At 73.1% G+C, this 23,186-nt stretch carries 19 protein-coding genes; 15 read left to right on the top strand and 4 right to left on the bottom strand.

From position 1 onward, the window contains the following. The first annotated feature begins 29 nt into the window (after nt 1-29). Together ACGFYQ_RS29135 and ACGFYQ_RS29140 are read left to right on the top strand one after the other, a co-directional pair. Complete coding sequence (locus ACGFYQ_RS29135) at nt 30-620, top strand: TetR/AcrR family transcriptional regulator (RefSeq protein WP_393748973.1); 591 nt, start codon at nt 30-32, stop codon at nt 618-620. A gap of 133 nt (nt 621-753) precedes the next feature. Continuing rightward, on the top strand, nt 754-2,955 hold the full coding sequence (locus tag ACGFYQ_RS29140) for an MMPL family transporter (protein ID WP_393748975.1): 2,202 nt from the start codon (nt 754-756) through the stop codon (nt 2,953-2,955). A gap of 71 nt (nt 2,956-3,026) precedes the next feature. Here the strand turns inward: ACGFYQ_RS29140 and ACGFYQ_RS29145 are convergent, their stop codons facing one another. Further along, nucleotides 3,027-3,485, bottom strand: a complete 459-nt coding sequence (locus tag ACGFYQ_RS29145; RefSeq protein ID WP_393748977.1) for an SsgA family sporulation/cell division regulator — start codon at nt 3,483-3,485, stop codon at nt 3,027-3,029. A 183-nt stretch (nt 3,486-3,668) separates the two neighbouring features. Between ACGFYQ_RS29145 and ACGFYQ_RS29150 the strand changes: the two genes are divergently transcribed. The 4 genes from ACGFYQ_RS29150 to ACGFYQ_RS29165 are packed head-to-tail and all read left to right on the top strand — an operon-like array spanning nt 3,669 to nt 7,467. After that, nucleotides 3,669-4,745 (top strand): energy-coupling factor ABC transporter permease, encoded by a 1,077-nt coding sequence (locus tag ACGFYQ_RS29150; RefSeq protein ID WP_393748979.1) that lies wholly within the window; start codon nt 3,669-3,671, stop codon nt 4,743-4,745. A 1-nt stretch (nt 4,746) separates the two neighbouring features. Beyond that, nucleotides 4,747-5,508, top strand: coding sequence for a cobalt ECF transporter T component CbiQ (gene cbiQ, locus ACGFYQ_RS29155; RefSeq protein ID WP_393748981.1), 762 nt, complete (start codon nt 4,747-4,749; stop codon nt 5,506-5,508). Further along, nucleotides 5,496-6,275 carry an energy-coupling factor ABC transporter ATP-binding protein gene (locus tag ACGFYQ_RS29160; protein WP_393748983.1) on the top strand — a complete coding sequence of 260 codons (780 nt, stop codon included), beginning with the start codon at nt 5,496-5,498 and terminating at the stop codon, nt 6,273-6,275. The genes cbiQ and ACGFYQ_RS29160 overlap by 13 nt, the downstream gene beginning before the upstream one ends. A gap of 28 nt (nt 6,276-6,303) precedes the next feature. Further along, nucleotides 6,304-7,467, top strand: coding sequence for a serine hydrolase domain-containing protein (locus ACGFYQ_RS29165; protein WP_393748985.1), 1,164 nt, complete (start codon nt 6,304-6,306; stop codon nt 7,465-7,467). Nucleotides 7,468-7,470: 3 nt separating this feature from the next. On the opposite strand, the gene ACGFYQ_RS29170 is transcribed toward ACGFYQ_RS29165, so the two are convergent. The 3 genes from ACGFYQ_RS29170 to ACGFYQ_RS29180 form a co-directional block, all read right to left on the bottom strand. Continuing rightward, entirely contained in the window at nt 7,471-7,953 is a 483-nt protein-coding gene (locus ACGFYQ_RS29170) for a YbaK/EbsC family protein (RefSeq protein ID WP_393748987.1), read from the bottom strand. A gap of 122 nt (nt 7,954-8,075) precedes the next feature. Further along, nucleotides 8,076-9,722: a penicillin-binding transpeptidase domain-containing protein gene (locus ACGFYQ_RS29175; RefSeq protein WP_393748989.1), complete on the bottom strand. Its 1,647-nt coding sequence runs from the start codon at nt 9,720-9,722 to the stop codon at nt 8,076-8,078. Nucleotides 9,723-9,917: 195 nt separating this feature from the next. Next, nucleotides 9,918-11,687 (bottom strand): dolichyl-phosphate-mannose--protein mannosyltransferase, encoded by a 1,770-nt coding sequence (locus ACGFYQ_RS29180; RefSeq protein ID WP_393748991.1) that lies wholly within the window; start codon nt 11,685-11,687, stop codon nt 9,918-9,920. A gap of 78 nt (nt 11,688-11,765) precedes the next feature. Here ACGFYQ_RS29180 and rsmI point away from each other — a divergent pair, with 78 nt between their 5' ends. From rsmI to ACGFYQ_RS29225, 9 genes are all read left to right on the top strand, one after another. Next, nucleotides 11,766-12,662, top strand: coding sequence for a 16S rRNA (cytidine(1402)-2'-O)-methyltransferase (gene rsmI / locus ACGFYQ_RS29185; RefSeq protein WP_393748993.1), 897 nt, complete (start codon nt 11,766-11,768; stop codon nt 12,660-12,662). Between the two features lie 160 nt (nt 12,663-12,822). Beyond that, nucleotides 12,823-13,302: a hypothetical protein gene (locus ACGFYQ_RS29190; protein WP_393748995.1), complete on the top strand. Its 480-nt coding sequence runs from the start codon at nt 12,823-12,825 to the stop codon at nt 13,300-13,302. Nucleotides 13,303-13,312: 10 nt separating this feature from the next. Further along, nucleotides 13,313-14,194: a TatD family hydrolase gene (locus ACGFYQ_RS29195; RefSeq protein WP_393748997.1), complete on the top strand. Its 882-nt coding sequence runs from the start codon at nt 13,313-13,315 to the stop codon at nt 14,192-14,194. Nucleotides 14,195-14,972: 778 nt separating this feature from the next. After that, complete coding sequence (locus ACGFYQ_RS29200; protein ID WP_393749211.1) at nt 14,973-16,193, top strand: ubiquitin-like domain-containing protein; 1,221 nt, start codon at nt 14,973-14,975, stop codon at nt 16,191-16,193. 85 nt (nt 16,194-16,278) lie between these two features. Next, nucleotides 16,279-17,799, top strand: coding sequence for a zinc ribbon domain-containing protein (locus ACGFYQ_RS29205; protein ID WP_393748999.1), 1,521 nt, complete (start codon nt 16,279-16,281; stop codon nt 17,797-17,799). Further along, nucleotides 17,759-18,661 (top strand): 16S rRNA (adenine(1518)-N(6)/adenine(1519)-N(6))-dimethyltransferase RsmA, encoded by a 903-nt coding sequence (gene rsmA, locus ACGFYQ_RS29210; RefSeq protein ID WP_328926090.1) that lies wholly within the window; start codon nt 17,759-17,761, stop codon nt 18,659-18,661. The genes ACGFYQ_RS29205 and rsmA overlap by 41 nt, the downstream gene beginning before the upstream one ends. Next, nucleotides 18,658-19,566, top strand: coding sequence for a 4-(cytidine 5'-diphospho)-2-C-methyl-D-erythritol kinase (locus tag ACGFYQ_RS29215; protein ID WP_393749002.1), 909 nt, complete (start codon nt 18,658-18,660; stop codon nt 19,564-19,566). Before rsmA ends, ACGFYQ_RS29215 begins: the two co-directional genes overlap by 4 nt. A gap of 404 nt (nt 19,567-19,970) precedes the next feature. Further along, a complete protein-coding gene (locus ACGFYQ_RS29220; protein WP_393749004.1) occupies nt 19,971-21,314 on the top strand; it encodes an acyltransferase in 1,344 nt (447 codons plus the stop codon). A 29-nt stretch (nt 21,315-21,343) separates the two neighbouring features. Next, nucleotides 21,344-23,143 carry an ABC-F family ATP-binding cassette domain-containing protein gene (locus ACGFYQ_RS29225; protein ID WP_393749006.1) on the top strand — a complete coding sequence of 600 codons (1,800 nt, stop codon included), beginning with the start codon at nt 21,344-21,346 and terminating at the stop codon, nt 23,141-23,143. Nucleotides 23,144-23,186 lie beyond the last annotated feature (43 nt).

Here is a 23,186-nt window from a genome sequence, read left to right on the forward strand (position 1 = left end):
TGTTCGGACGTTCGGACGGAGGCACGGAGATGACCGAGGCGATGGGGCCGCGGCGCAGCCGGATCACCCCCGAACGGGAGGCCGAACTCCACGGGGCGGTCCTCGACCTGCTCCGCGAGGTGGGCTACGAGGCGCTGACCATGGATGCGGTCGCCGCCCGCACCAAGTCCAGCAAGGCCACCCTCTACCGCCAGTGGGGGAGCAAGCCGGAGCTGGTCGCCAAGGCCCTGCGATGTACCCAGCCCGTCTCGCTGGGGGAGATCGACACGGGCAGCCTGCGCACGGACTTCGCGCGCATGGTGGAGCACTCGGACGACGCGCAGATGGCCAAGGACACCGCGCTGATGCGGGGTCTGGCCCATGCGGTCCACGAGAGCCCGGAGCTCCACAAGGCACTGCGGGACCTGCTGGTCGACCCGGAGATCAACGGCCTGCAGGTGATGCTCCAGCGCGCGGTGGACCGGGGGGAGATCCGCCCGGACTGTCCGGCACTGGACTTCGTACCGCACATGCTCATCGGGGCGTTCATCGCGCTCCCGCTGATCGAGGACCGTTCGGTCGACCGGGCCTTCCTCGGTGACTTCATCGACGCCGTGGTCTTCCCCGCCCTCGGCGTCTGAACTCCCCTTCTCCGTCCCGTCCCCGCTGCTTTCCCGCTGTTCCTGACACGCCGCTCTCGTCGTCGGGCCGGCTCTCCATGCCCAGATCCGCCTTCCGGATCCATCCCACGACCCGAACGGGAGAACCACCGACGTGGCCACCTTCCTCTACCGCCTCGGCCGGGGCGCCTTCCGGCGCCGCGGCCTTGTCGCCCTCATCTGGGTGGCGCTGCTGTTCGCCGCCGGATTCGGCGCGGCCTCGGCGTCCGCACCCACCTCAGGCTCGTTCTCGATACCCGGCACGGAGGCCCAGAAGGCCTTCGACGTGCTCGACAAGAAGTTCCCGGGGATGGCCGCCGACGGCGCCACCGCCCGGATCGTCATCAAGGCCCCGGCGGGCGCCAAGGTCACCGACCCGGGCACCAAGACCGAGGTCGAGAAGATCGTCGAAGGCCTGAAGTCCGGTCCGGGCAAGGACCAGATCTCCTCGGTCGCCGACCCTTACCAGAGCCAGGCCGTGAGCCAGGACGGCTCCACCGCCTACATCAGCGCCAAGTACAAGGTCAGCGGTATGGAGCTGACCGACGCGACCCGCGACGCGCTCAAGGAGTCCGGCACGGACGCCCAGGCGCAGGGGCTCACCGTCGAGATCGGCGGTGACGCGCTGATGGCTGCCCCCGAGACCGGCTCCGGCGAGATCATCGGCATCCTGATCGCCGCGATCGTCCTCGTCATCACCTTCGGCTCGCTGATCGCGGCCGGGCTGCCGCTGCTGACCGCGCTGATCGGCGTGGGCATCGGCGTCTCCTCCATCACCGCGCTGGCCAACGTGCTGGACCTCGGCAACACCACGGCCACCCTCGCCACGATGATCGGCCTCGCGGTCGGCATCGACTACGCCCTCTTCATCGTCTCCCGCTACCGCGCCGAGCTCGCCGAGGGCCGCGAGCGCGACGAGGCCGCCGGACGGGCCGCCGGAACCGCCGGCTCCGCCGTCGTCTTCGCCGGTCTGACCGTGGTCATCGCCCTGGTGGGCCTGGCCGTCGTCAACATCCCGATGCTGACCAAGATGGGCTTCGCGGCCGCCGGAACCGTGGTCATCGCGGTGCTGGTCGCCCTCACGCTGGTCCCGGCCATCCTGGGCTTCGCGGGCAAGAAGGTCCTGCCGGCCGGCGAGAAGAGCAAGCTGTTCGGCAAGGGCAAGCCCGCGGGCGCCGGCGCCGAGAAGAAGGCCAACGGCGGCACCCGCTGGGCCCGCTTCGTCCTGCGCCGCCCGGTCATGGTCCTGCTGGCCGGTGTGATCGGCCTCGGCATCATCGCCATCCCGGCGAGCAAGCTGGAGATGGGCCTGCCGGACGACGGCGCCCAGCCGGTCTCCACCACCCAGCGCCAGGCGTATGACCTGCTGTCCGACGGCTTCGGCCCGGGCTTCAACGGCCCGCTGATGGTGGTCGTGGACGGGGACAAGCCCCTCGCCGACTCCACCGTCGACCGGATCAAGGGCCTGGAGGGCGTGGCCGCGGTCATGCCGCCGATGCCCAACGAGGCCGGCGACGCCTCGATGATCACCGTCATCCCGAAGGACCGCCCGTCCTCCACGCAGACCGAGGACCTGGTCCACGAGATCCGCGACGGCAGCGGGGACGACGTCATGGTCACCGGCGCCACCGCGATGAACATCGACTTCTCGCAGAAGATGAACGACGCGCTGCTGCCCTACCTGGCGCTCGTGGTCGGTCTCGCCTTCCTGCTGCTGATGCTGGTGTTCCGCTCGGTGCTGGTCCCGCTCAAGGCGGCCCTCGGCTTCCTGCTCTCGGTCGTCGCCGCCCTCGGCGCCGTCGTCGCGGTCTTCCAGTGGGGCTGGCTCGGCTCGCTCTTCGGCGTGGAGCAGACCGGCCCGATCATGTCGATGATGCCGATCTTCATGGTGGGCGTGGTCTTCGGTCTGGCCATGGACTACGAGGTCTTCCTCGTCACCCGGATGCGCGAGGCGTACGTACACGGCGAGCGCCCGGGCCAGGCCGTGGTGACCGGCTTCCAGTACAGCGCCCGGGTGGTCGTGGCCGCCGCCGTCATCATGATCGCGGTGTTCGCGGGCTTCATCGGCGCCAGTGAGCAGATGGTCAAGATGATCGGCTTCGGTCTGGCCGTCGCCGTCTTCTTCGACGCCTTCGTGGTCCGGATGGCCATCGTCCCGGCGGTGCTCGCACTGCTCGGGCACAAGGCCTGGTGGCTGCCGAAGTGGCTGGACCGCCTGCTGCCGAACGTCGACGTGGAGGGCGAGAGCCTGCGCAAGCACCTCGCCGCCGACTCCTCGGAGGGCCCGGACAAGGACCGCGAGCTGGTCAACGCCTGACCCCGTACGGAAGACGGCCCGGCCCCGTTCCGCCCGAGCACCACGGCGGAACGGGGCCGGGCCCGTTCCGCCTAACGGGTGGCGGTGGGGGCACTCCCCCAGCTACCGCTGGGGGCACCCCCACCCGGCCGGAGGCTGGGGGAGTACGTACGGCGCAGGAAGCGGCGCAGCCCCGCGATGTCGAACTGGACCACGGCCACGCCCTCGGGGGAGTGGAACTCGACGACGGCCTGGACGCGGCCGCAGGGCCAGATGCGTACGTCCCCGGTCCCGGTCGGGGCCTGGAGGCCGGCCTCCAGCAGGGCGCGGGGGAAGACCCACTCGTTGTCGGTGCCCTCGGGGGAGAGGTCCGCCGGGAAGACGATCCGTACGGCCAGCGGTTCCGCGGGGACGAAGCGCAGGATGACCGGGATCGCCCGGTAGAGCGGGTCGTCGGTGATCACGCGGGCCCTGACGCGCTCCTCGACGAGCGGGACGGTCGCCGTGGCGGTCGCGGCGGCGGCGGGTGGATTCTCGGCGGGGGCTGACATCGACAGGACTCCTCGCATCGGAGCGTTGTGCAATCGGCGCATATGCACCTTTTATCCGTCCAGCCTCGCACATTCCGACAGAAGTGCGAGTAGGTATTTGTGACGGAGACGCTGTTGCCAACCATTTGCAAGAGGGCACTATTCTTGAACGGTTAAAGACTGTGTGAGAAGCGGAGCCACTCCATGCATGTGCCCGACGGATTCATCAACGCACCCGTGTCGGTGGCCGCCGGAGTGGCGGCCGCCGCCGCTGTGGCCGTCAGCCTCCGCGGCGCCCGGCGCGAACTTGGGGGCCCCTCCCAGGCCGAAGGCTCTGGGGGAGAGCGGACCGCGCCGCTCGCCGGTCTCGTCGCCGCCTTCATCTTCGCCGTCCAGATGCTGAACTTCCCCGTGGCCGCCGGCACCAGCGGACACCTGCTGGGCGGGGCGCTCGCCGCGATACTCGTCGGCCCGTACACGGGTGTGCTGTGCGTGTCCGTCGTCCTGCTCATGCAGGGCATCCTCTTCGCCGACGGCGGACTGACCGCCCTCGGCGTGAACATCACCGTCATGGGCGTCGTCACCGTCGTCGTCTCCTACGCGGTCTTCCGCGGGCTGCTCAAGGTGCTGCCCCGCACCCGCCGCTCCGTGACCGTCGCCGCCTTCGCCGGCGCCCTGCTCTCGGTGCCCGGCGCGGCCGCCGCCTTCACCGCGATCTACGCGGTCGGCGGCACCACCGACGTGTCCATCGGCAAGGTGTTCACCGCCATGGTCGGCGTGCACGTGCTCATCGGCATCGGCGAGGCCGCCATCACCGCCGCGACCGTCGGCGCCGTGATCGCCGTACGGCCCGACCTCGTGCACGGGGCGCGCGGACTGACCACGCCGCTGAAGCTGCGCGTGGGCGGCGCACTCGTCGACGCCCCGGCCGCCGCCCCCGCCCCCGTCGCGGCGCGCTCCACCACGAAGGTGTGGGCCACCGGCCTGGTCACCGCCCTCGCCCTCGCCGGGTTCGTCTCCTTCTACGCCTCCGCCAGCCCCGACGGCCTGGAGAAGGTCGCCGCCGACAAGGGCATCGACGCCAAGGCCGAGGAGCACGCCGCGAAGGACTCCCCGCTCGCCGACTACGCCGTCAAGGACGTCGCCGACGCCCGCCTCTCCGGCGGCCTCGCGGGCGCCCTCGGTGTCGGGGCGACCGTCGCCGTCGGCTCCGGAGTCTTCTGGGTCGTACGCCGCCGTCGCACCGCCGAGCCGGCCGCCGCCGAGCCGTCGGCGGTCTGAGATGGGCGCGGGCCACGCCCACCGGCTCTACCGGCACGGGCACTCACCGGTGCACGCGCTGCCGCCGCACTGCAAGCTCGCCGCGACCTTCGCGTTCGTGGTCGTCGTCGTGTCCACACCGCGCGAGGCGGTGTGGGCCTTCGGGCTGTACGCCGTCCTGCTCGCCGGGGTCGCGGCCGCGGCCCGGGTACCGGCCGGCTTCCTGCTGCGGCGGCTGCTGATCGAGATCCCGTTCGTGGCGTTCGCGGTGCTGATGCCGTTCGTGGCCGAGGGCGAGCGGGTGGACGTACTGGGCCTGTCGCTCAGCGTCTCCGGACTGTGGGGCGCCTGGAACGTCCTGGCCAAGGGCACGCTCGGGGTGGCCGCGTCCGTACTGCTCGCCTCGACGACGGAGCTGCGGGCGCTGCTGCTGGGACTGCAGCGGCTGAAGCTGCCGCCGCTGCTGGTGCAGATCGCCTCGTTCATGATCCGGTACGGCGACGTGGTCACCGGGGAGCTGCGGCGGATGTCCGTCGCCCGGCGCTCGCGCGGGTTCGAGGCGCGGGGGATCCGGCACTGGGGGGTGCTGGCCAAGACGGCGGGCGCGCTGTTCATCCGCTCCTACGAGCGCGGCGAGCGGGTCTACCTGGCGATGGTCAGCCGCGGCTACGCCGGTTCGATGCCGGTGATCGACGAGGCGGTGGCCACGCGCGCGCAGTGGGCGTACGCGGCCGCGCTCCCGGTGACGGCGCTCGCCGTCTGTCTGATGGGATGGACCCTGTGACCGACCCCGTGACCAGTACCCCCTCGCCCTCGCTGGAAGTGACCGGCCTCGCGTACGCCTACCCCGACGGGCACCAGGCCCTCTTCGGGGTCGACCTGACCGTCGCGCAAGGTGAGCGGGTGGCCCTGCTCGGCCCGAACGGCGCCGGCAAGACCACCCTCGTGCTGCACCTCAACGGCATCCTGAGCGGCGGCGTCGGCACCGTGACCGTGGCCGGGCTGCCGGTGGAGAAGCGCAACCTCGCCGAGATCCGGCGCCGGGTCGGGATCGTCTTCCAGGACCCCGACGACCAGCTGTTCATGCCGACCGTCCGCGAGGACGTGGCCTTCGGCCCGGCCGCGGCCGGCCTGCGCGGCGCCGAGCTGGAGGAGCGGGTCCGGGAGGCGCTGGAGCAGGTCGGGATGGCCGGATTCGCCGACCGGCCCCCGCACCACCTGTCCTTCGGACAGCGCCGCCGGGTCGCGGTGGCGACCGTCCTGGCCATGCGGCCCGAGATCCTGGTCCTGGACGAGCCCTCGTCCAACCTGGACCCGGCCTCGCGGCGCGAGCTCGCCGACATCCTGCGCTCGCTGGACGTCACGGTCCTGATGGTGACGCACGACCTGCCGTACGCGCTGGAGCTGTGCCCGCGCTCGGTCATCCTGAGCGAGGGCGCGATCACGGCCGACGGCCGCACCCAGGACCTCCTGTGCGACGAGCCCCTCATGCGGGCCCACCGCCTTGAGCTGCCCTTCGGCTTCGATCCCCGTTCGGTATCGGTGGCATAAGCACCGGTCGCCGGTTGTTGGACTGCCCGTGGACATCCAGGGTGTGGTGACGGAGGGCTTCGAGCCCGTCAGGGACGCGTTCGTACGCAACTTCGAGGTGCTCGGTGACCGGGGCGCGGCCGTGGCCGTGTACCGGGACGGGCGCAAGGTCGTCGACCTCTGGGGCGGGACCAAGGACGCGAACGGCACGGAGCCGTGGACCGAGGACACCGCGCAGATCGTCCGCTCCGCGACCAAGGGCGTGGCCGCCGCCGTCCCGCTGCTGCTGCACCAGCGCGGACTGCTCGACCTGGACGCGCCCGTGGCCTCGTACTGGCCGGAGTTCAAGGCGGGCGGCAAGGACAGGACCTTGGTCCGTGACCTGCTCGCGCACCGCGCGGGAGTCCCGGCCCTGGACCGCGGACTGACCGTGGCCGAGGCCGCGGACGGGGTCTCCGGACCGCGTGCGGTCGCCGCGCAGCAGGCCTTCTGGGAGCCCGGCACCGAGCACGGCTACCACGCGCAGACCTTCAGCTGGCTGGTGTCCGAGCTGGTGCTGCGGGCGACCGGCCGCACGGTGGGAGGCATCCTGGCCGAGGAGATGGCGGAGCCGCTGGGCCTGGACTTCTGGATCGGCCTGCCGGAGGCGCAGGCCCACCGGGTGGGCCGGGTGGCCCCGGTCGACCCGCCGGAGAGCGCCGGCCTGCTCAGGACCCGGCCGAGGCGAAACGTTTCCGAGGCCTACGCCGACCCGGACTCCCTCACCCGCCGCGCCTTCGCGGCCATCGACCCCGTGCCGGACGAGAACGACCCCGCCTACCAGGCGGCCGAGCTCCCGGGCTCGGCGGGCATCGGCACGGCCCGAGCCCTGGCCCGCTTCTACGGGGCCACCATCGGCGTGGTGGAGGACGGCGCGCGGATCTTCACACCGGCCACCACGGCGCTGGCCGCGCGGGAGTTCTCGGCCGGACCCGACCGGGTGCTGGTCGTGAACACCCGCTTCGGCCCCGGCTACATGCTGCACGGCCCGGCCTCGCCGCTGCTGTCCCCCGCCTCCTTCGGCCACCCGGGCCGCGGTGGCTCACTGGCGTTCGCGGACCCGGATTCGGGCATCGGCTTCGGCTACGTCACCAACGCCCACGCCAAGTCGGTCACGGCCGACCCGCGTGCGCAGGCCCTCGTACGGGCCCTGCGCTCGGCCCTGGCTTCCTGAGGCTCAGCCGGTGACTTCCCGTACGTCGGCGAGTGTGGCGCCGGCGTGTTCTACGAGTTCCTGCGGTCCCATCGGGAACACGGTGTTCGGGGTGCCGGCGGCCGCCCAGACCACGTCGTGGTCGAGCAGCCGCGTGTCGGCCAGCACCCGGGTGCGGTTGCGGTGCCCGAAGGGCGGGACCCCGCCGATGGCGTAACCGGTGGTCTCGCGGACCACGGCCGCGTCCGCCCGGGTGACCTTCCCGGCGCCGAGCTCCCGGCGTACCGCCTCCACGTCGACCCGCGAGGCCCCGTCCATCAGGACCAGCACCGGGACCCCGTCCGCGGCGAAGATCAGCGACTTGACGATCTGGCTCAGCTCACAGCCGATCGCGGCGGCCGCGTCGGCCGCGGTACGGGTCCCCTCGGGGAAGGCCCGGACGGTGAGTTCGAGGCCCAGCCCGGCCAGGGCCTCGGCGAACAGGGGGTGCGGGGTGGTGGTCGTCATGCGGGCACGCTAGCGCTCTGCGGGCCGGCCGGGCGAACGGTTTCCCCTACGCCCCCGCAGGCGGGAGGGGCGCGCCCCGCCCACCGCCGGACGGAGTCCCCCGCCCCCCGCCGCCGGTGGGTTCATCCGGCGTTCAGCACCGCGGCCACGATCGGGCCCGCCGAGTCGCCGCCGTGGCCGCCGGCCTCGACCATCGCCGCCGCGGCCACGTCGCCGCTGAAGCCCGTGAACCAGCTGTCGGGGCTGCCCGCGCCGTCGACCTCCGCGGAGCCGGTCTTCGCGCCCTTGTCCGAGCCGCCGACCGAGGCCATCGCCTCACGGGCGGTGCCGCTGGTCGCCGTCAGCTTCATCATCGAGACCAGCTGCTGCTGCACCGAGGGCTTCATCCGGCGCTGGGCCGTCGCGATCGTACGGCCGTCGAGGTCCGGGGAGACCAGCAGCGGCTGGCGGAACACGCCCGTGCGGGCGGTCGCCGTGATGGAGGCGACGTTCATCGGGTTCATGGTGATCTGGCCCTGCCCGATGTACTCGGCGGCCGCCGCCGCGCCCGTCGCCGGCGGGACCTTGCCGTCGGTGGTCTTGATGCCCGTCTTCCAGTCCAGCCCGATGCCGAAGACCTCCGTGGCCTCCTTCGGCAGCGCGGAGTCGTCGTCGACGGGCTTGATCTGCTTGATGAAGGCGGTGTTGCAGGACCGGGCGAACGAGGTCGCGAAGTTGGTGCCGGCCGGGAGGTCGAAGTTGTTCAGGTTGTGGAACGGACGGCCGCCCCAGGACACCTCCTTCGGGCACTCCGCCGGCTTGTCGGCCGCGACCAGGCCGCGGTCCAGCAGCATCGCCCCCGTCACGATCTTCATCGTGGAGCCGGGCGCCCGGTTGCCCCGCATCGCCGCGTTGTAGCCGTCCTTGCGGTTGTTGGCCACGGCCAGGATGTGCCCGGTGCTCGGCTTGATCGCGACCACGGAGGCCTCGGGGAACCCGGCGACCGCCTTTTCGGCCGCCGCCTGGACCTTCGCGTCCAGATACGTCTTGAGGACGCTCGGCTCTCCCTCGACCAGGGTCAGCAGGGTCCGCTTGGCCGCGTTCTGGTCCGCCGGCTCGATCCAGACCTCGGCGCCCGCCTTGCCGCCCGCCTTGGCTCCGTACGCCTCGCGCAGTTCGTCGAGGACGGGCCGCAGCGAGGGGTACTTCTCCGCCGGCAGCTCCTCGCCGTTGCGGTCGACCGCCTTGACCGGCGGGCTCGCCGGGGCGCCCGCGCGCAGTTTCTCGTCCCGCTGGAGCTGCGGGTGGATCACCGAGGCCTGCCAGTCGACCAGCGGTTTTCCGCTGGTCAGGCCGCGCACCACGGTCAGCTGGGAGTCGTAGGCGAGGGGCTTGGTCGTGCCCTCGTACGTGATCTCCGCGGCGACCGTGAAGGGCACGGTGTCGCCCTTCGGCGTCCCGGGGGTGATCGCGGCCTTGGACACGTACGCCTTGGCCCTGAAGTCCGCCACCGCGGTCCGGGCGGCCTGCTCGTTGTTCGTCAGGGCGGCGGCCGCCTGTTCGTCCCCCGCCGCCCACGCCGCCAGGAAGGCCTTGGCGGTCGCGGCGGTCTCCTTCTCGGTGACGGGCCCGCTGCCCTTCTCCGACCGGGCGGAGGCCTCGGCCTGCCCGCCCCCCTTGCCGTTGCCGTCGCCGGCGTCCCCGACCAGGGCGTACACCCCGTATCCGGCGCCGCCGACCATCGCGAGGAATACCCCGCCGACGATGGCGCCCTTCGCTACCCCGTTCACTTGTGTCCCCTTCAGAGTCCCCGTTCTCTGAACATGTTCAAAGAACCTCTGGTGCGGACCTTACGCTCCGCGAGCAGGCGGGTGCACCCTTGTTACCGGACCGGAACATCGATGGCCGAAAAGCGCCGGTGACACGGCAGGAGGGCCCTCCCGCTACGGGAAGGCCCTCCTGCGGACGCCGTACGAGTCGCCCCGCTACACCCAGGTGTCCAGCCACATGCGGGCCCGCCAGGAGTCCATCGGAAGGGTCTGGCCCGTGAAGATGGGCCAGAAGTAGATGAAGTTCCACACGATCAGCAGGACCAGCACACCCGCCCCGATCGCGCCCAGCGTCCGCCGTCTCTCGGTCGAGCCCGCCGGACCCAGCAGCGCGCCGATCATCATCGCCACCGCCAGGCACAGGTACGGGACGAAGACCACCGCGTAGAAGAAGAAGATGGTCCGCTCCTGGTAGTTGAACCAGGGCAGCAGGCCCGCGCCCAGCGCGCACGCGATCGCGCCGGCCCGCCAGTCGCGGCGGAAGAACCACCGCCACAGCACGTACAGCAGCGCGAAGCAGCCCGCCCACCACAGCAGCGGCGTGCCCAGGGCCAGCACCTCGCGGGCGCACTTGCCCGCCTCCGTCGCCGGGCAGCCGTCGGTGCCCGGCTCGGGGGACTCGTAGAAGTACGACACGGGCCGGCCCAGGACCAGCCAGCTCCACGGGTTCGACTCGTAGGTGTGCCCCGACGTCAGACCGACGTGGAACTTGTACACCTCGGTCTCGTAGTGCCACAGGCTGCGCAGCCACTCCGGCAGGAACGACAGCGCGCTGCCCTGGTCGTTCTTGGCCGCCCAGTCGCGCAGGTAGCCGCCCTTGCCGTTGTCCGGGCTGAGGATCCAGCCCGACCAGGAGGCCAGGTACGTCACGGCCGCGACCGGGACCGTCGACAGGAAGGCGGGCAGCGCGTCGCGGCGCAGCATCGCCGTGTACGGGGCGCCCGCGCCCGCGGTGCGCCGCGCGGCCGCGTCCCACAGCACCGTGAGGACGCCGAAGAAGGCCAGCACGACGAAGCCGTTCCACTTCGTGCCCGCGGCCAGGCCCAGGCAGACCCCGGCCAGGATCCGGTACGGGCGCCAGCCCAGCCGCAGCGTCTCGGCGATCCTCATGTCGGGCCGGGTCCGGCCCTCCTCGTCCACCGGGAGCGCGTCCGCGAGTCTGCGCCGAGCCTTGTCCCGGTCGATGAGCAGCGCCCCGAAGGCGGCGAGCACGAAGAACATCAGCACCAGGTCGAGCAGCGCGGTGCGGCTCATCACCAGGTGCAGGCCGTCCACCGCGAGCAGCGCCCCCGCCAGGCAACCCAGGAACGTCGAGCGGAAGAGGCGCCGCCCGATCCGGCACAGCATCAGCACCGAGAGGGTGCCGAGCACGGCGGTCATGAACCGCCAGCCGAACGGGGTGAAGCCGAACATCCACTCGCCGAGCCCGATGACCCACTTGCCGACGGGCGGGTGCACGACGTAGCCCGGGTCCAGGGGCAGGCTGACCCCGTCCGGGTTGGCGAGGATCGACTTGTCGATGTCCTTGGGCCAGCTCGCCTCGTAGCCCTGCTTGATCGTGGCCCAGGCGTCCTTGGCGTAGTACGTCTCGTCGAATATCACCGCCTTGGGGCTGCCCAGGTGCGCGAACCGCAGCACCCCGGCGACCAGCGCCACGAGCAGCGGCCCCGCCCACGCCAGGATGCGCTGCCACGTGCCCCACACCTGCCGCGGCAGGCCGAAGGTCATCCACAGCTGCGGGGACGGCTGGGCGTACGGGGGCACCAGGCGGGTGCGGACGTCCGCGCGCCGCGACGCGGCGCCGTGCGGCGCGTAGCCGAAGGCGCGCAGGCGGCGCAGCCAGGTGGGCGGCTCTTCCCCCGGTCCCGCCGGCGGGGCGGGAGGGGCCCCCGCGGGGCTGGGCGGCGGCGTCGCGGTCTTGGTCACCGGCCCATCGTAGGGAAAGGATCTGTGAGTACCCCAGTGGCGGGGAGGGTCGGGGCGCGGGACTGAGAGGATGGACGGGTGACAACTGACCAGCCCCGCGGTACCGAGCCCACCTCTCCGGCAGGCGTCCTCGTCCTCGCCGGTACCCCGATCGGCGACCTCGCGGACGCCCCTCCGCGGCTCGCGGCCGAGCTGGAGCGGGCCGACGTGATCGCCGCCGAGGACACCCGGCGGCTGCGCCGGCTGACCCAGGGGCTCGGCGTGCACACCACCGGGCGTGTCCTGTCGTACTTCGAGGGCAACGAGTCGGCCCGCACCCCGGAGCTGGTCGAGGCCCTGGCCGGCGGGGCGCGCGTACTGCTGGTGACCGACGCCGGGATGCCCTCGGTCTCCGACCCCGGCTACCGGCTGGTCGCCGCCGCCGTCGAGAAGGACATCAAGGTCACCGCCGTCCCCGGGCCCTCCGCGGTGCTCACCGCGCTGGCGATGTCCGGACTGCCGGTGGACCGGTTCTGCTTCGAGGGGTTCCTGCCGCGCAAGGCGGGCGAGCGCCTCGGCCGGCTGCGCGAGGTCGAGGGCGAGCGCCGCACGCTCGTCTACTTCGAGGCCCCGCACCGGCTCGACGACACCCTGGCCGCGATGGCCGAGGTCTTCGGCGCCGAGCGCCGAGCCGCCGTGTGCCGCGAGCTGACCAAGACCTACGAGGAGGTCAAGCGCGGCGGGCTCGGCGAGCTGGCGGCCTGGGCCGCCGAGGGCGTCCGCGGGGAGATCACCGTCGTCGTCGAGGGCGCCGCGGCGGCCGCCCCCGGAGACGTGGACGACGAGGAGCTGGTGCGCAGGGTGCGGGTGCGCGAAGAGGCGGGGGAGCGTCGCAAGGAGGCCATCGCGGCGGTCGCCGCCGAGGCCGGCGTACCCAAGCGCGAGGTGTTCGACGCGGTCGTCGCGGCAAAGAATGCGGCACAAAAGGTGCCGTAAGTCGGTAAAGAGCTAACCTGAAAGGCAAAGCTCAGACCGCGCACCGGGCGCTTTGGGCATGAGTCGCCCAAAGACCGTCCAACACTAGACAGGGCCTGATGCGCTCCCGCCCGAAGAGGCGTCCACTGGCAATGGCACCAGTGGAACAAGAGGAGCTGGCATGAGTGAGATCGCTGACACCCCCGTACCCGTCTCCGTCGTACCCGCCCAGGCCGGCGTGCAGACCGTGCACGAGGCGTACTCCTTCGCCTGCATGAGGTGCGGGTACGGCTGGGAGCAGGCGTACGCGATAGAACACCACGTCGACGGCATGGGCCAGCCGTTCATCATGTACACGGTCAAGGGTGAGCGGGTGCCCTCCCCGCTGTCCAACCCGACCTGCCTGAACTGCGGCGGACACGTCGTACGCATCATGCGCGCGGGCCAGGTCTCCTCGGTGCTCGGCACGATCGACCAGCTCTACCACCACCGCATCGCGCCCGGGATCGCCGGGCCCGTCCCGGCGGGCGCGGACGTCCCCCGGCCCCCGAAGCCGCACAAGGCGTCCCGCCACGACGCCCCCGGACCCGTCGCCATCGACGAGTCCGAGAAGCGCGGAGGCCTGATCTCCCGTCTGCTGGCGCTGTTCCGCCGGTCATAAGATCGGCCGTATGAGCTCTTCCTCTGCTTCGAAGGACGCACCGCCGCCGCTGCCCGAGCCCCTCCGGGTGGCGGTGGCGGACTCGCACACCCACCTGGACATGCAGTCCGGCACCGTCGAGGAGGGCCTCGCGAAGGCCGCCTCGGTGGGCGTGGCCACGGTCGTCCAGGTGGGCTGCGACGTGAAGGGCTCCCGGTGGGCCGCCGAGACGGCCGCCGCGTACGAGAACGTCCACGCGGCCGTGGCCCTTCACCCGAACGAAGCCCCCCGGATCGTCCACGGGGACCCCGACGGCTGGTCGAGGCAGGGCGCCCGGACCGGCGGCGGCGAGGCCGCGCTCGACGACGCGCTCGCCGAGATCGAGGCCCTCGCGGCGCTCGACCACGTCAAGGCCGTCGGCGAGACCGGGCTGGACTACTTCCGTACCGGGCCGGAGGGGATGGCCGCGCAGGAGCGTTCCTTCCGCGCCCACATCGAGATCGCCAAGAGGCAGGGCAAGGCCCTCGTCATCCACGACCGCGAGGCGCACGCCGACGTGCTGCGCGTGCTGCGGGAGGAGGGCGCGCCGGAGCGCACCGTCTTCCACTGCTACTCCGGGGACGCCGAGATGGCCCGCGAGTGCGCCGCCGCCGGGTACTACATGTCCTTCGCCGGGACCGTCACCTTCAAGAACGCGGCGCCGCTGCGCGAGGCCCTGGCCGTGGCCCCGCTGGAGCTGGTCCTCGTCGAGACGGACGCGCCGTACCTGACCCCGGCGCCGTACCGCGGACGGCCCAACGCGCCGTACCTCATTCCGCTGACGGTCCGGGCGATGGCGGCGGTCCGCGGCCTCGACGAGGACGCCATGGCCACCGCGCTGGCCGCCAACACGGCTCGCGCCTTCGGGTACTGACCCCTCCACCACCCCGACACCCTGTGTAGTCACACAACTTTGGAGCGTGACGACTCCTCCGCTATGGTGCCGTGCCCGAGCCATGAGGGTCCGGACCAGTGGAGCGAGCTTCGTGAGCGAAACACAGGGCAGTCACCACCGCGGCGGTCCCGTCCCGGGGGCGTACGAGGCCGAGCCCGTGGCCTGGCCGGCCGGAGCGGCGGATCCGGAGCCCGTGGTCTGGACGGCCGAAGCCGCAGACCCGGAGTCCGTGGCCTGGCCCGCCGCGGCGGGGGATCCGGAGCCCGCGCCATGGTCGGCCGGAGCGGGGCTTCCGGAGCCCGCGGTCCCCGCGCCGCGCGGCGGCGACCGGCGGGCAGCCCGCCGCCGCGCCCGCGGCAGCTCGGCCCCGCCGGACCCCGCCGGGTGGCCGCCGGCCGGGGTCCCGGAGAGCGAGTGGCCCGGCGCGGCGCTCGGGCCCGGCGCGGGCGGCCGCCGAGCCCGTGGCGGTCCGGTCCCGCCGACATCCACCGCCCAGCCGGCCGCTGAGGCTGCCCCGGACACCGAGTGGCCCGACGAGGCCGCCGCGCCGGGCTCGGGCCGCCGGGCCCGTGGCCGTTCGGCCCCGCCGGACCCCGCCGGGTGGCCGCGGGCCGGGGTCCCGGAGAGCGAGTGGCCCGGCGCGGCGCTCGGGCCCGGCTCGGGCCGCCGCCGGGCCGCGGAACCCGCCTCCGCGCCGACGTACGACGCCGACGCCGGTACGGGGGGCCCGGGCCGCCGGGGCCGTGGCCCTACCACCATCGCCGAGCCCCCGGCGGGGACCGGCCGGCGCCGGGCGGCGGACCCGGTGGCCGGCGGCGCCGGCACCGGTACGGGTCGCCGCTCCCGCAGCCGGGCCGCGGGGCCCGCGGTGCTCATCCCCACCACCCCGGGAGGGACCTGGCGGCGGATCGTGCCCCAGGCGCTGGTCGTCGCCTTCCTCGCCGGCGGTACCACCGCCTTCGTCGCCGCCGACAAGTCGGTACGGCTCACCGTGGACGGCGTCCCCCGCAACCTCCACACCTTCGCCGACGACATCGGCGAACTGCTGGCCGCCGAAGGCCTCGGCGTCGGACCGCACGACCTCGTCGCCCCCGCCCCCGGCGAACCCCTCGACGACGGCGAACAGGTCGTCGTCCGCTACGGCCGCCCCCTGCGCCTCACCCTCGACGGACAGCAGCGCCAGGTGTGGACCACCGCCCGCACCGTCGAGGGCGCCCTGCGCCAGTTCGGCATCCGCGCCGAGGGCGCCTACCTCTCCGCCCCCCGCACCGCCCCCGTCCCCCGCGCCGGCCTGACCCTCAGCGTCCGCACCGAACGCAGCGTCACCTTCATGGCCGACGGCCGCGAACGCACCATCCGCACCAACGCCGCCACCGTCGAGGAAGCCCTCGACCAGGCCGGCATCACCCTGCGCGGCCAGGACACCACCTCCGTGCCCGCCACCGCCTTCCCGCGCGACGGCCAGACCGTCACCGTGCTCCGCATCACCGGCACCCGCGAGGTCCGCGAGGAACGCATCCCGTACGCGACGGAGAAGACCGAGGACGACACCCTCTTCGCCGGCACCGAGGTCGTCGAGCGGGCCGGCCGCCCCGGGGCGCGCAGGGTCACGTACGGCCTGCGCACCGTCAACGGAGTCCGCCAGAAGCCCCGCCGCATCGCGGAGGAGACCGTCCGCGAGCCCGTCACCCAGCTCGTCAAGGTCGGCACGAGGCCGCTGCCGACCTCGGTCTCCGGCGCCGACGGCCTCAACTGGGGCGCCCTCGCCCAGTGCGAGTCCGGCGGCCGGCCGTCGGCCACCGACCCCTCGGGCACGTACGGCGGGCTCTACCAGTTCGACGTCCACACCTGGCACGCCCTCGGCGGCAGCGGCCGCCCCCAGGACGCCTCGGGCGCCGAGCAGACCTACCGGGCCAAGAAGCTCTACGTGCAGCGGGGGGCGAGTCCGTGGCCGCACTGCGGCCGTAGGCTCACGTAGATACGGGTTCGTGGATCGAACGGGTGACCTTTCCCGCGGGGTGTCGTTGATCGGATGACAGCACCGGCGTGGGGGAGGGCGAGCGTTGAGCCGGAAACTGCCGCTCGCCGAGGGCGAGACCACCCGGATCGCTTGCGCCCGTGGCCTGTTGCGGGCGGGTGTGGATGAGGAAAGCGGTGAGCTGCTGACGTCCTCCGTGCTGGCGGAGCGGGTCGGCTGGGTGGCCGATCTTGTCTCGGCCATGGCCGCTGAGCTGTTGGCCGCGCACTGGAACGCTCCCGATGTGGCCGTGCTCGCGTCCAGGGAGGACTGCGGGGGCAGGAGGCTGCCGTCGAACGCGTGGATGGCACTGCGCCGCTTGGGATGGCCGCATCAGGGCCGTGTCCGGGTCGATCTCCCTCACACCCACCCGGTGCCGAAAGCCGCCCGCACCGGGCACACCGTCGCGCTGGGTGTGGACTGGGGCTTGAACACCCTGCTCACCGCGGGCGCGGCCCGGCTCCACGACGACGGGCGGATCACCGCCCTCGGATCCGGGGGCATGTTCCGGGCAGCCGGTGTCCTCGCAAAGCAGCACCGGCTGCGCCGGCAGGGCGAGCGCTTGCACGCCAAGTCCGACCAGTACCAGCGGCTGGCTGCCGGGGACGAGCAGCATGCTCTGGCAGCCAAGCACACCGTCTTGAGCGACGAGATCGCGTACGTGTCCGCGCGCCGGTCGAACCTCAACGACGCGTTGGCCCGGGCTGCCGCCCGGTGGGCGGTCGATCAGGCCGTCGCCGCCGGTGCGAGCGTCATCTACGTCGAGGACCTCCGGTCACTGGAAGCCCGTGGCATGGGTCACAGCGTCAACACGCGCCTGTCCCAGCAGGTACGCGGGCAGATCGTGGACCGCATGCGGCACCTGGCGGCCGAGACGGGCATGGCCGTCGTCACCGTCCCGGCCAGGAACACCTCCCGGCACTGCCCCCGGTGCCTCACCCCGCTACGGCACCGCAAGGCCCCCGACCGGCCCACCACACCCGGCTGGAAATGGGCCATCTGCCCCACCTGCCGCTGGCAGGCAGACCGCGACCAGGGCGCCTGGCAGCGCATCGCGGCACGCGGCCTGACCCACCAGGCCAAGACAGCCTGCGACCGCACCACCGGCGTGATGGCCATCCGCAGGGTCGTGGACACACTCGAAGCGGGCGCGGTCATCACACCCAGCGCGCCGAAGACCAGCCGGCAGGACCGGTCCAAGACCGGACCCACCCGGCGCCACACAACACGTCCGACGCCCAGGCGACGCCGGACACCCTCCCCCGCCAGATCCTCGGGCCCGGCGGGAAAGCGTCCGGAGGGACACGCTCACACGGGCCGGAGGCGGCTGCGCCGCGCAGCCGACCGGCACCAGGGCGTGACGACGATCAGCACACCCACCACCGGCCGACACCGGCCACGAGGAGCGGCACTGGGCGCGGGATTCCACCTCCACGCCCACGCCACCCCTCCACGATGGGAACGCGTCCTGAGCCGGACACGTGGTCCGGCTCAGGATCACTCCGCTGATCTGAGACGCTTACCCGGTGAGCACCGCAGAGCAGCAGCCCAACGAGAACCCTTCTGACGCCCTTCTCGGCCCCGCCGACATCCGGGAGCTGGCCGCCGCCCTCGGCGTACGCCCGACGAAGCAGAAGGGCCAGAACTTCGTCATCGACGCCAACACGGTGCGCCGGATCGTGCGCACCGCCGAGGTGCGGCCGGACGACGTGGTCGTCGAGGTCGGACCGGGGCTGGGCTCGCTGACGCTCGCGCTGCTGGAGGCCGCCGACCGGGTCACCGCCGTCGAGATCGACGACATCCTGGCGGCGGCGCTGCCCGCGACCATCGAGGCCCGGATGCCCGGGCGCAAGGACCGCTTCGCGCTGGTCCACTCCGACGCCATGCTGGTCACCGAACTGCCCGGCCCGGCGCCGACCGCGCTCGTCGCGAACCTGCCGTACAACGTGGCCGTGCCCGTCCTGCTCACCATGCTCGACCGCTTCCCGAGCATCGAGCGGACCCTGGTGATGGTGCAGGCCGAGGTCGCCGACCGGCTCGCCGCCGAGCCGGGCAACAAGGTGTACGGGGTCCCCTCCGTCAAGGCCAACTGGTACGCGCACGTCAAGCGCGCCGGATCCATCGGCCGCAAGGTCTTCTGGCCCGCGCCGAACGTCGACTCCGGCCTCGTCTCGCTGGTGCGGCGCGCGGAGCCGATCAAGACCACCGCGACCAAGGCCGAGGTCTTCGCCGTCGTGGACGCGGCCTTCGCGCAGCGCCGCAAGACGCTGCGCGCCGCGCTGGCCGGCTGGGCCGGCTCGGCGGCCGGAGCCGAGGCCGCGCTCGTCGCCGCGGGCGTCTCGCCGCAGGCGCGCGGGGAGTCGCTGACGGTGGAGGAGTTCGCCGCGATCGCCGAGAACAAGCCCGCGGCGGAGAGGCCCGCCCTGTGAGCTCCCGTACGAGCGTGACCGTACGCGTCCCCGCGAAGGTCAACGTGCAGCTGGCGGTGGGCGCGGCCCGCCCCGACGGTTTCCACGACCTGGCGAACGTCTTCCTCGCCGTCTCGCTCTTCGACGAGGTGACGGCGACGCCGGCCGGCGAACTGACCGTGACCTGCGCGGGCCCCGACGCCGACCAGGTCCCCCTGGACCGCACCAACCTCGCCGCGCGCGCCGCCGAGATCCTGGCGGCCCGGGCGGGCATCGACCCCGCCGTCCACCTCCACATCGCGAAGAACATCCCCGTCGCGGGCGGCATGGCGGGCGGCAGCGCGGACGGGGCTGCGGCCCTGCTGGCCTGCGACACCCTGTGGGGCCTGGGCACCCCGCGCGCCGAACTGCTCGACATCTGCGCGGAGCTGGGCAGTGACGTCCCGTTCAGCCTCGTCGGCGGCGCCGCGCTCGGCACCGGGCGCGGCGAGCTGCTGACCCCGGTGGACGCGGGGGCGTTCCACTGGGTGTTCGCGGTGGCCGACGGGGGTCTGTCCACCCCGGCGGTGTTCCGCGAGTTCGACCGCCTCACCGCCGGTACGAGGATCCCCGAGCCGGAGGCCTCGCCGGCCCTGCTCGCGGCCCTGGCCTCGGGCGATCCGGACGCGCTGGCTCCCGTACTGGCGAACGACCTCCAGCGGGCGGCCCTGTCGCTGCGCCCGCAGCTGGCCGGGACGCTGGCCGCGGGGACGGATGCCGGGGCGCTGGCCGCGCTGGTCTCCGGATCGGGCCCGACGACGGCCTTCCTGGTCCGGGACCCGGAATCCGCCGCGAAGGTGGCGGCGGCCCTCGAAGCCTCGGGCACGTGCCGGGCCACCCGCGTGGCGTCCAGCCCGGCCCCCGGAGCCACAGCCCTCCCGTCCTGACCCGACCTCCCCGGGGCTCGGCCCCGCGTCCCCTGCCGCGCCGTCGCCGGGGGCCGGCCCCCGGACCCCCGCGCCTCAATCGCCGGCGGGGCTGAATGTGCCCGGTGGCTCCGCCCCATGTTCCGTGCCGCACCGTTGCCGGGGGCCGGCCCCCGGACCCCCGCGCCTCAAACGCCGGCGAGGCTGAAAGACCGGGGCTCCGCCCCGCACCCCGCGCCAGGCAGGCGGCATCAGCCGAAATCCAGCCCCGCCGGCGTTTGAGGCGTGGGGGTCCCCCGGACGGAGTCTGGGGGAGGGTCTGGGGCGGAGCCCAGGAGACGGCCCGCGCCCGTGCCCCGTACCTAGGCGGGAGTTGAGTATCCGCGCCCTGTCGGGAGGCCCCCGCCGGCGGCGACCGTAGGGCCATGACAGTCAGCGCAAGCGATATGGCCGCCGCCACCCCCGCCACGCGGGACCGGTACGTCGACCTCCTGCGGGTCGCGTCCCTCGCCACCGTCATCGCCGGGCACTGGCTGATGGCCGCCGTCAGCGGCGACGGCATAGGGAACCTGCTCGCCCTCGTGCCCCCGCTGCAGGTGCTCACCTGGGGGCTCCAGGTCATGCCCGTCTTCTTCTTCGTCGGCGGGTTCTCGCACGCCCTGTCCTACCGCTCCCTGGCCCGCCGGGCCGACAGGCCCGTCTACGCCGCCTTCCTGCGGGCCCGGCTCCAGCGGCTGCTGCGGCCGACCCTCGTCTTCGTCCTCGTCTGGGCCGCGGCCGCGCTCGCCGTCCAGCTCGCCGGCCGCGGCGCCGGCGGGCTGAGCGGGGCCGCGCTGCGGCTGGTCACGCAGCCGCTCTGGTTCATCGGGATCTACCTCGCGATGGTCGCCTTCACCCCGCCGCTGCTGAAGCTGCACGAGCGATGGGGGTGGGGGGCCTTCGCCGCGCTGGTCGCCGCCGCCGCGCTCGTCGACGTACTGCGCTTCGCGCTCGGGGTCCCGTACGTCGAGTTCCTGAACTTCGCCTTCGTCTGGCTCGCCGTCCACCAGCTCGGCTTCCTGCGCGCCGACGGGCGGATCCGCTTCCCCGCCGCCCTGGCCGCCGCCGGGCTCGCCGTGGCCGCGGCGCTGGTCGCGTACGGCCCGTACCCGCTGTCCATGGTCGGGATGCCGGGCGAGAAGGTGTCCAACATGGCCCCGCCGACCCTCGCGCTGCTCGCGCACGGCATGTGGCTCGTGGGCGCCGTACAGCTCCTGGCCCGCCCCGCCACCGCCTGGCTCGCCCGCCCGCGCGTCTGGCGCGGCGTCGTCGCCGCCAACGGCGTCGCCATGACCGCCTTCCTCTGGCACCTCACCGCCATGCTCGCCGTGTACGCCGCCCAGTTCGCCCTGGGGATCGGGCTGCCGGTGCCGGCGTCCGCCGCCTGGTGGGCCCAGGTCCCGGTCAGGCTCCTGGCCGCCGCCGTGCTGACCGGCGTACTCGTCGCCGTCTTCCGGCGCTTCGAGGCCCCGGGCCCGGCGTCGGGCCCGGGCGGGGGCCGGAGCGAGGCCGCCCCCGGCAGTGGCCCCCGCGCCGCCGCCGGCATCACCCTCTGCCTGCTCGGCGTCCTCGGCCTGTCCATGACCGGGCTCGGGGGCCTGCTCGACGGCCACAGCGCCACCCTCGTCGCCGTCCCCGTCACCGCGCCCGCCGCGATCGCCATGGCGCTGGGCGGCTGGCTCCTGGTGGAACGGTCGGCGTCCTCCCGGAGCGTTAGGCTGAGGGGCTGATCCATAAACCCTCACCTGGAGCGCGTCTGATGGCCGTCAATCTGGTCAATGTCGAGGCAGTCAGCAAGGTGTACGGCACACGTACCCTGCTCGACGGCATCTCCCTCGGCGTGTCCGAGGGGGACCGGATCGGTGTCGTCGGCCGCAACGGCGACGGGAAGACCACCCTCATCCGGATGCTGGCCAAACTGGAGGAGCCCGACAACGGCCGCGTCACGCAGAACAGCGGTCTGCGCATGGGCGTCCTCACCCAGCACGACTCCCTCGATCCCGCGGCCACCATCCGCCACGAGATCATCCGGGACATGGCCGACCACGAATGGGCCGGCAACGCCAAGATCCGCGACGTGCTGACCGGCCTGTTCGGCGGACTCGACCTGCCCGGCTTCGGTCAGGGCCTCGACACCGTCATCGGCCCGCTCTCCGGCGGCGAGCGCCGCCGCATCGCCCTCGCCAAGCTGCTCATCGCCGACCAGGACCTCCTGGTCCTCGACGAGCCCACCAACCACCTCGACGTCGAGGGCATCGCCTGGCTGGCCGGACACCTCCAGGAGCGGCGCTCCGCCCTTGTCTGCGTCACCCACGACCGCTGGTTCCTCGACCAGGTCTGCACCCGCATGTGGGACGTGCAGCGCGGCGACGTGCACGAGTACGAGGGCGGCTACAGCGACTACGTCTTCGCCCGCGCCGAGCGGGAGCGGATCGCCGCCACCGAGGAGTCCAAGCGGCAGAACCTGATGCGCAAGGAGCTGGCCTGGCTGCGCCGCGGCGCCCCCGCCCGGACCTCCAAGCCCCGCTACCGCATCGAGGCCGCCAACGAGCTCATCGCCGACGTGCCGCCGCCGCGCGACCGCTCCGAGCTGATGCGCTTCGCCAACGCCCGCCTCGGCAAGACCGTGTTCGAGCTGGAGGACGTCACCGTCCAGGCCGGCCCGAAGACGCTCCTGAAGCACCTCACCTGGCACTTGGGCCCCGGCGACCGCATCGGCCTCGTCGGCGTCAACGGCGCCGGCAAGACCTCCCTGCTGCGGGCCCTCGCCGAGGCCGCGCGCACCCAGGGCGAGACCCAGCCCGCCGCTGGCAAGGTCACCGTCGGCAAGACCGTCAAGCTGGCCTACCTCTCCCAGGAGGTCGGCGAACTCGACCCGTCCCTGCGCGTCCTGGAGGCCGTCCAGCGCGTCCGCGACCGCGTCGACCTCGGCAAGGGCCGCGAGATGACGGCGGGCCAGCTGTGCGAGCAGTTCGGCTTCACCAAGGAGAAGCAGTGGACGCCGGTCGGCGACCTCTCCGGTGGTGAGCGCCGCCGGCTCCAGATCCTGCGCCTGCTGATGGACGAGCCCAACGTCCTGTTCCTCGACGAGCCCACCAACGACCTCGACATCGAGACCCTGACCCAGCTGGAGGACCTCCTCGACGGCTGGCCCGGTTCGATGATCGTGATCTCCCACGACCGGTTCTTCATCGAGCGCACCACCGACACCGTGATGGCGCTGCTCGGCGACGCGAGCCTGCGGATGCTGCCGCGCGGCCTCGACGAGTACCTGGAGCGCCGCCTGCGGATGATCGAGGCGGCCGCCCCGGTGCCCGTCCCGGCCGCCGCGGCGAAGTCCACCGCCTCCGGGGACTCCCGCGCCGCGAAGAAGGAGCTCCAGAAGATCGAGCGGCAGCTGAACAAGCTCTCCGACCGCGAGAGCAGCCTGCACGCCCAGATCGCCGAGAACTCCACCGACTACGACAAGGTGGCCAAGCTCGACGCGGAGCTCCGGGAACTCCTCGCGGACCGCGACGATTTGGAGATGCGCTGGCTGGAGCTGGCCGAGGAGGCGTAGCCCTCCGGCCGCCCCGCGCGGCCAACTGGCCGGATAACGGCGG

The sequence above is a fragment of the Streptomyces sp. NPDC048258 genome, assembly GCF_043201995.1.
Classification (GTDB): Bacteria; Actinomycetota; Actinomycetes; order Streptomycetales; family Streptomycetaceae; genus Streptomyces.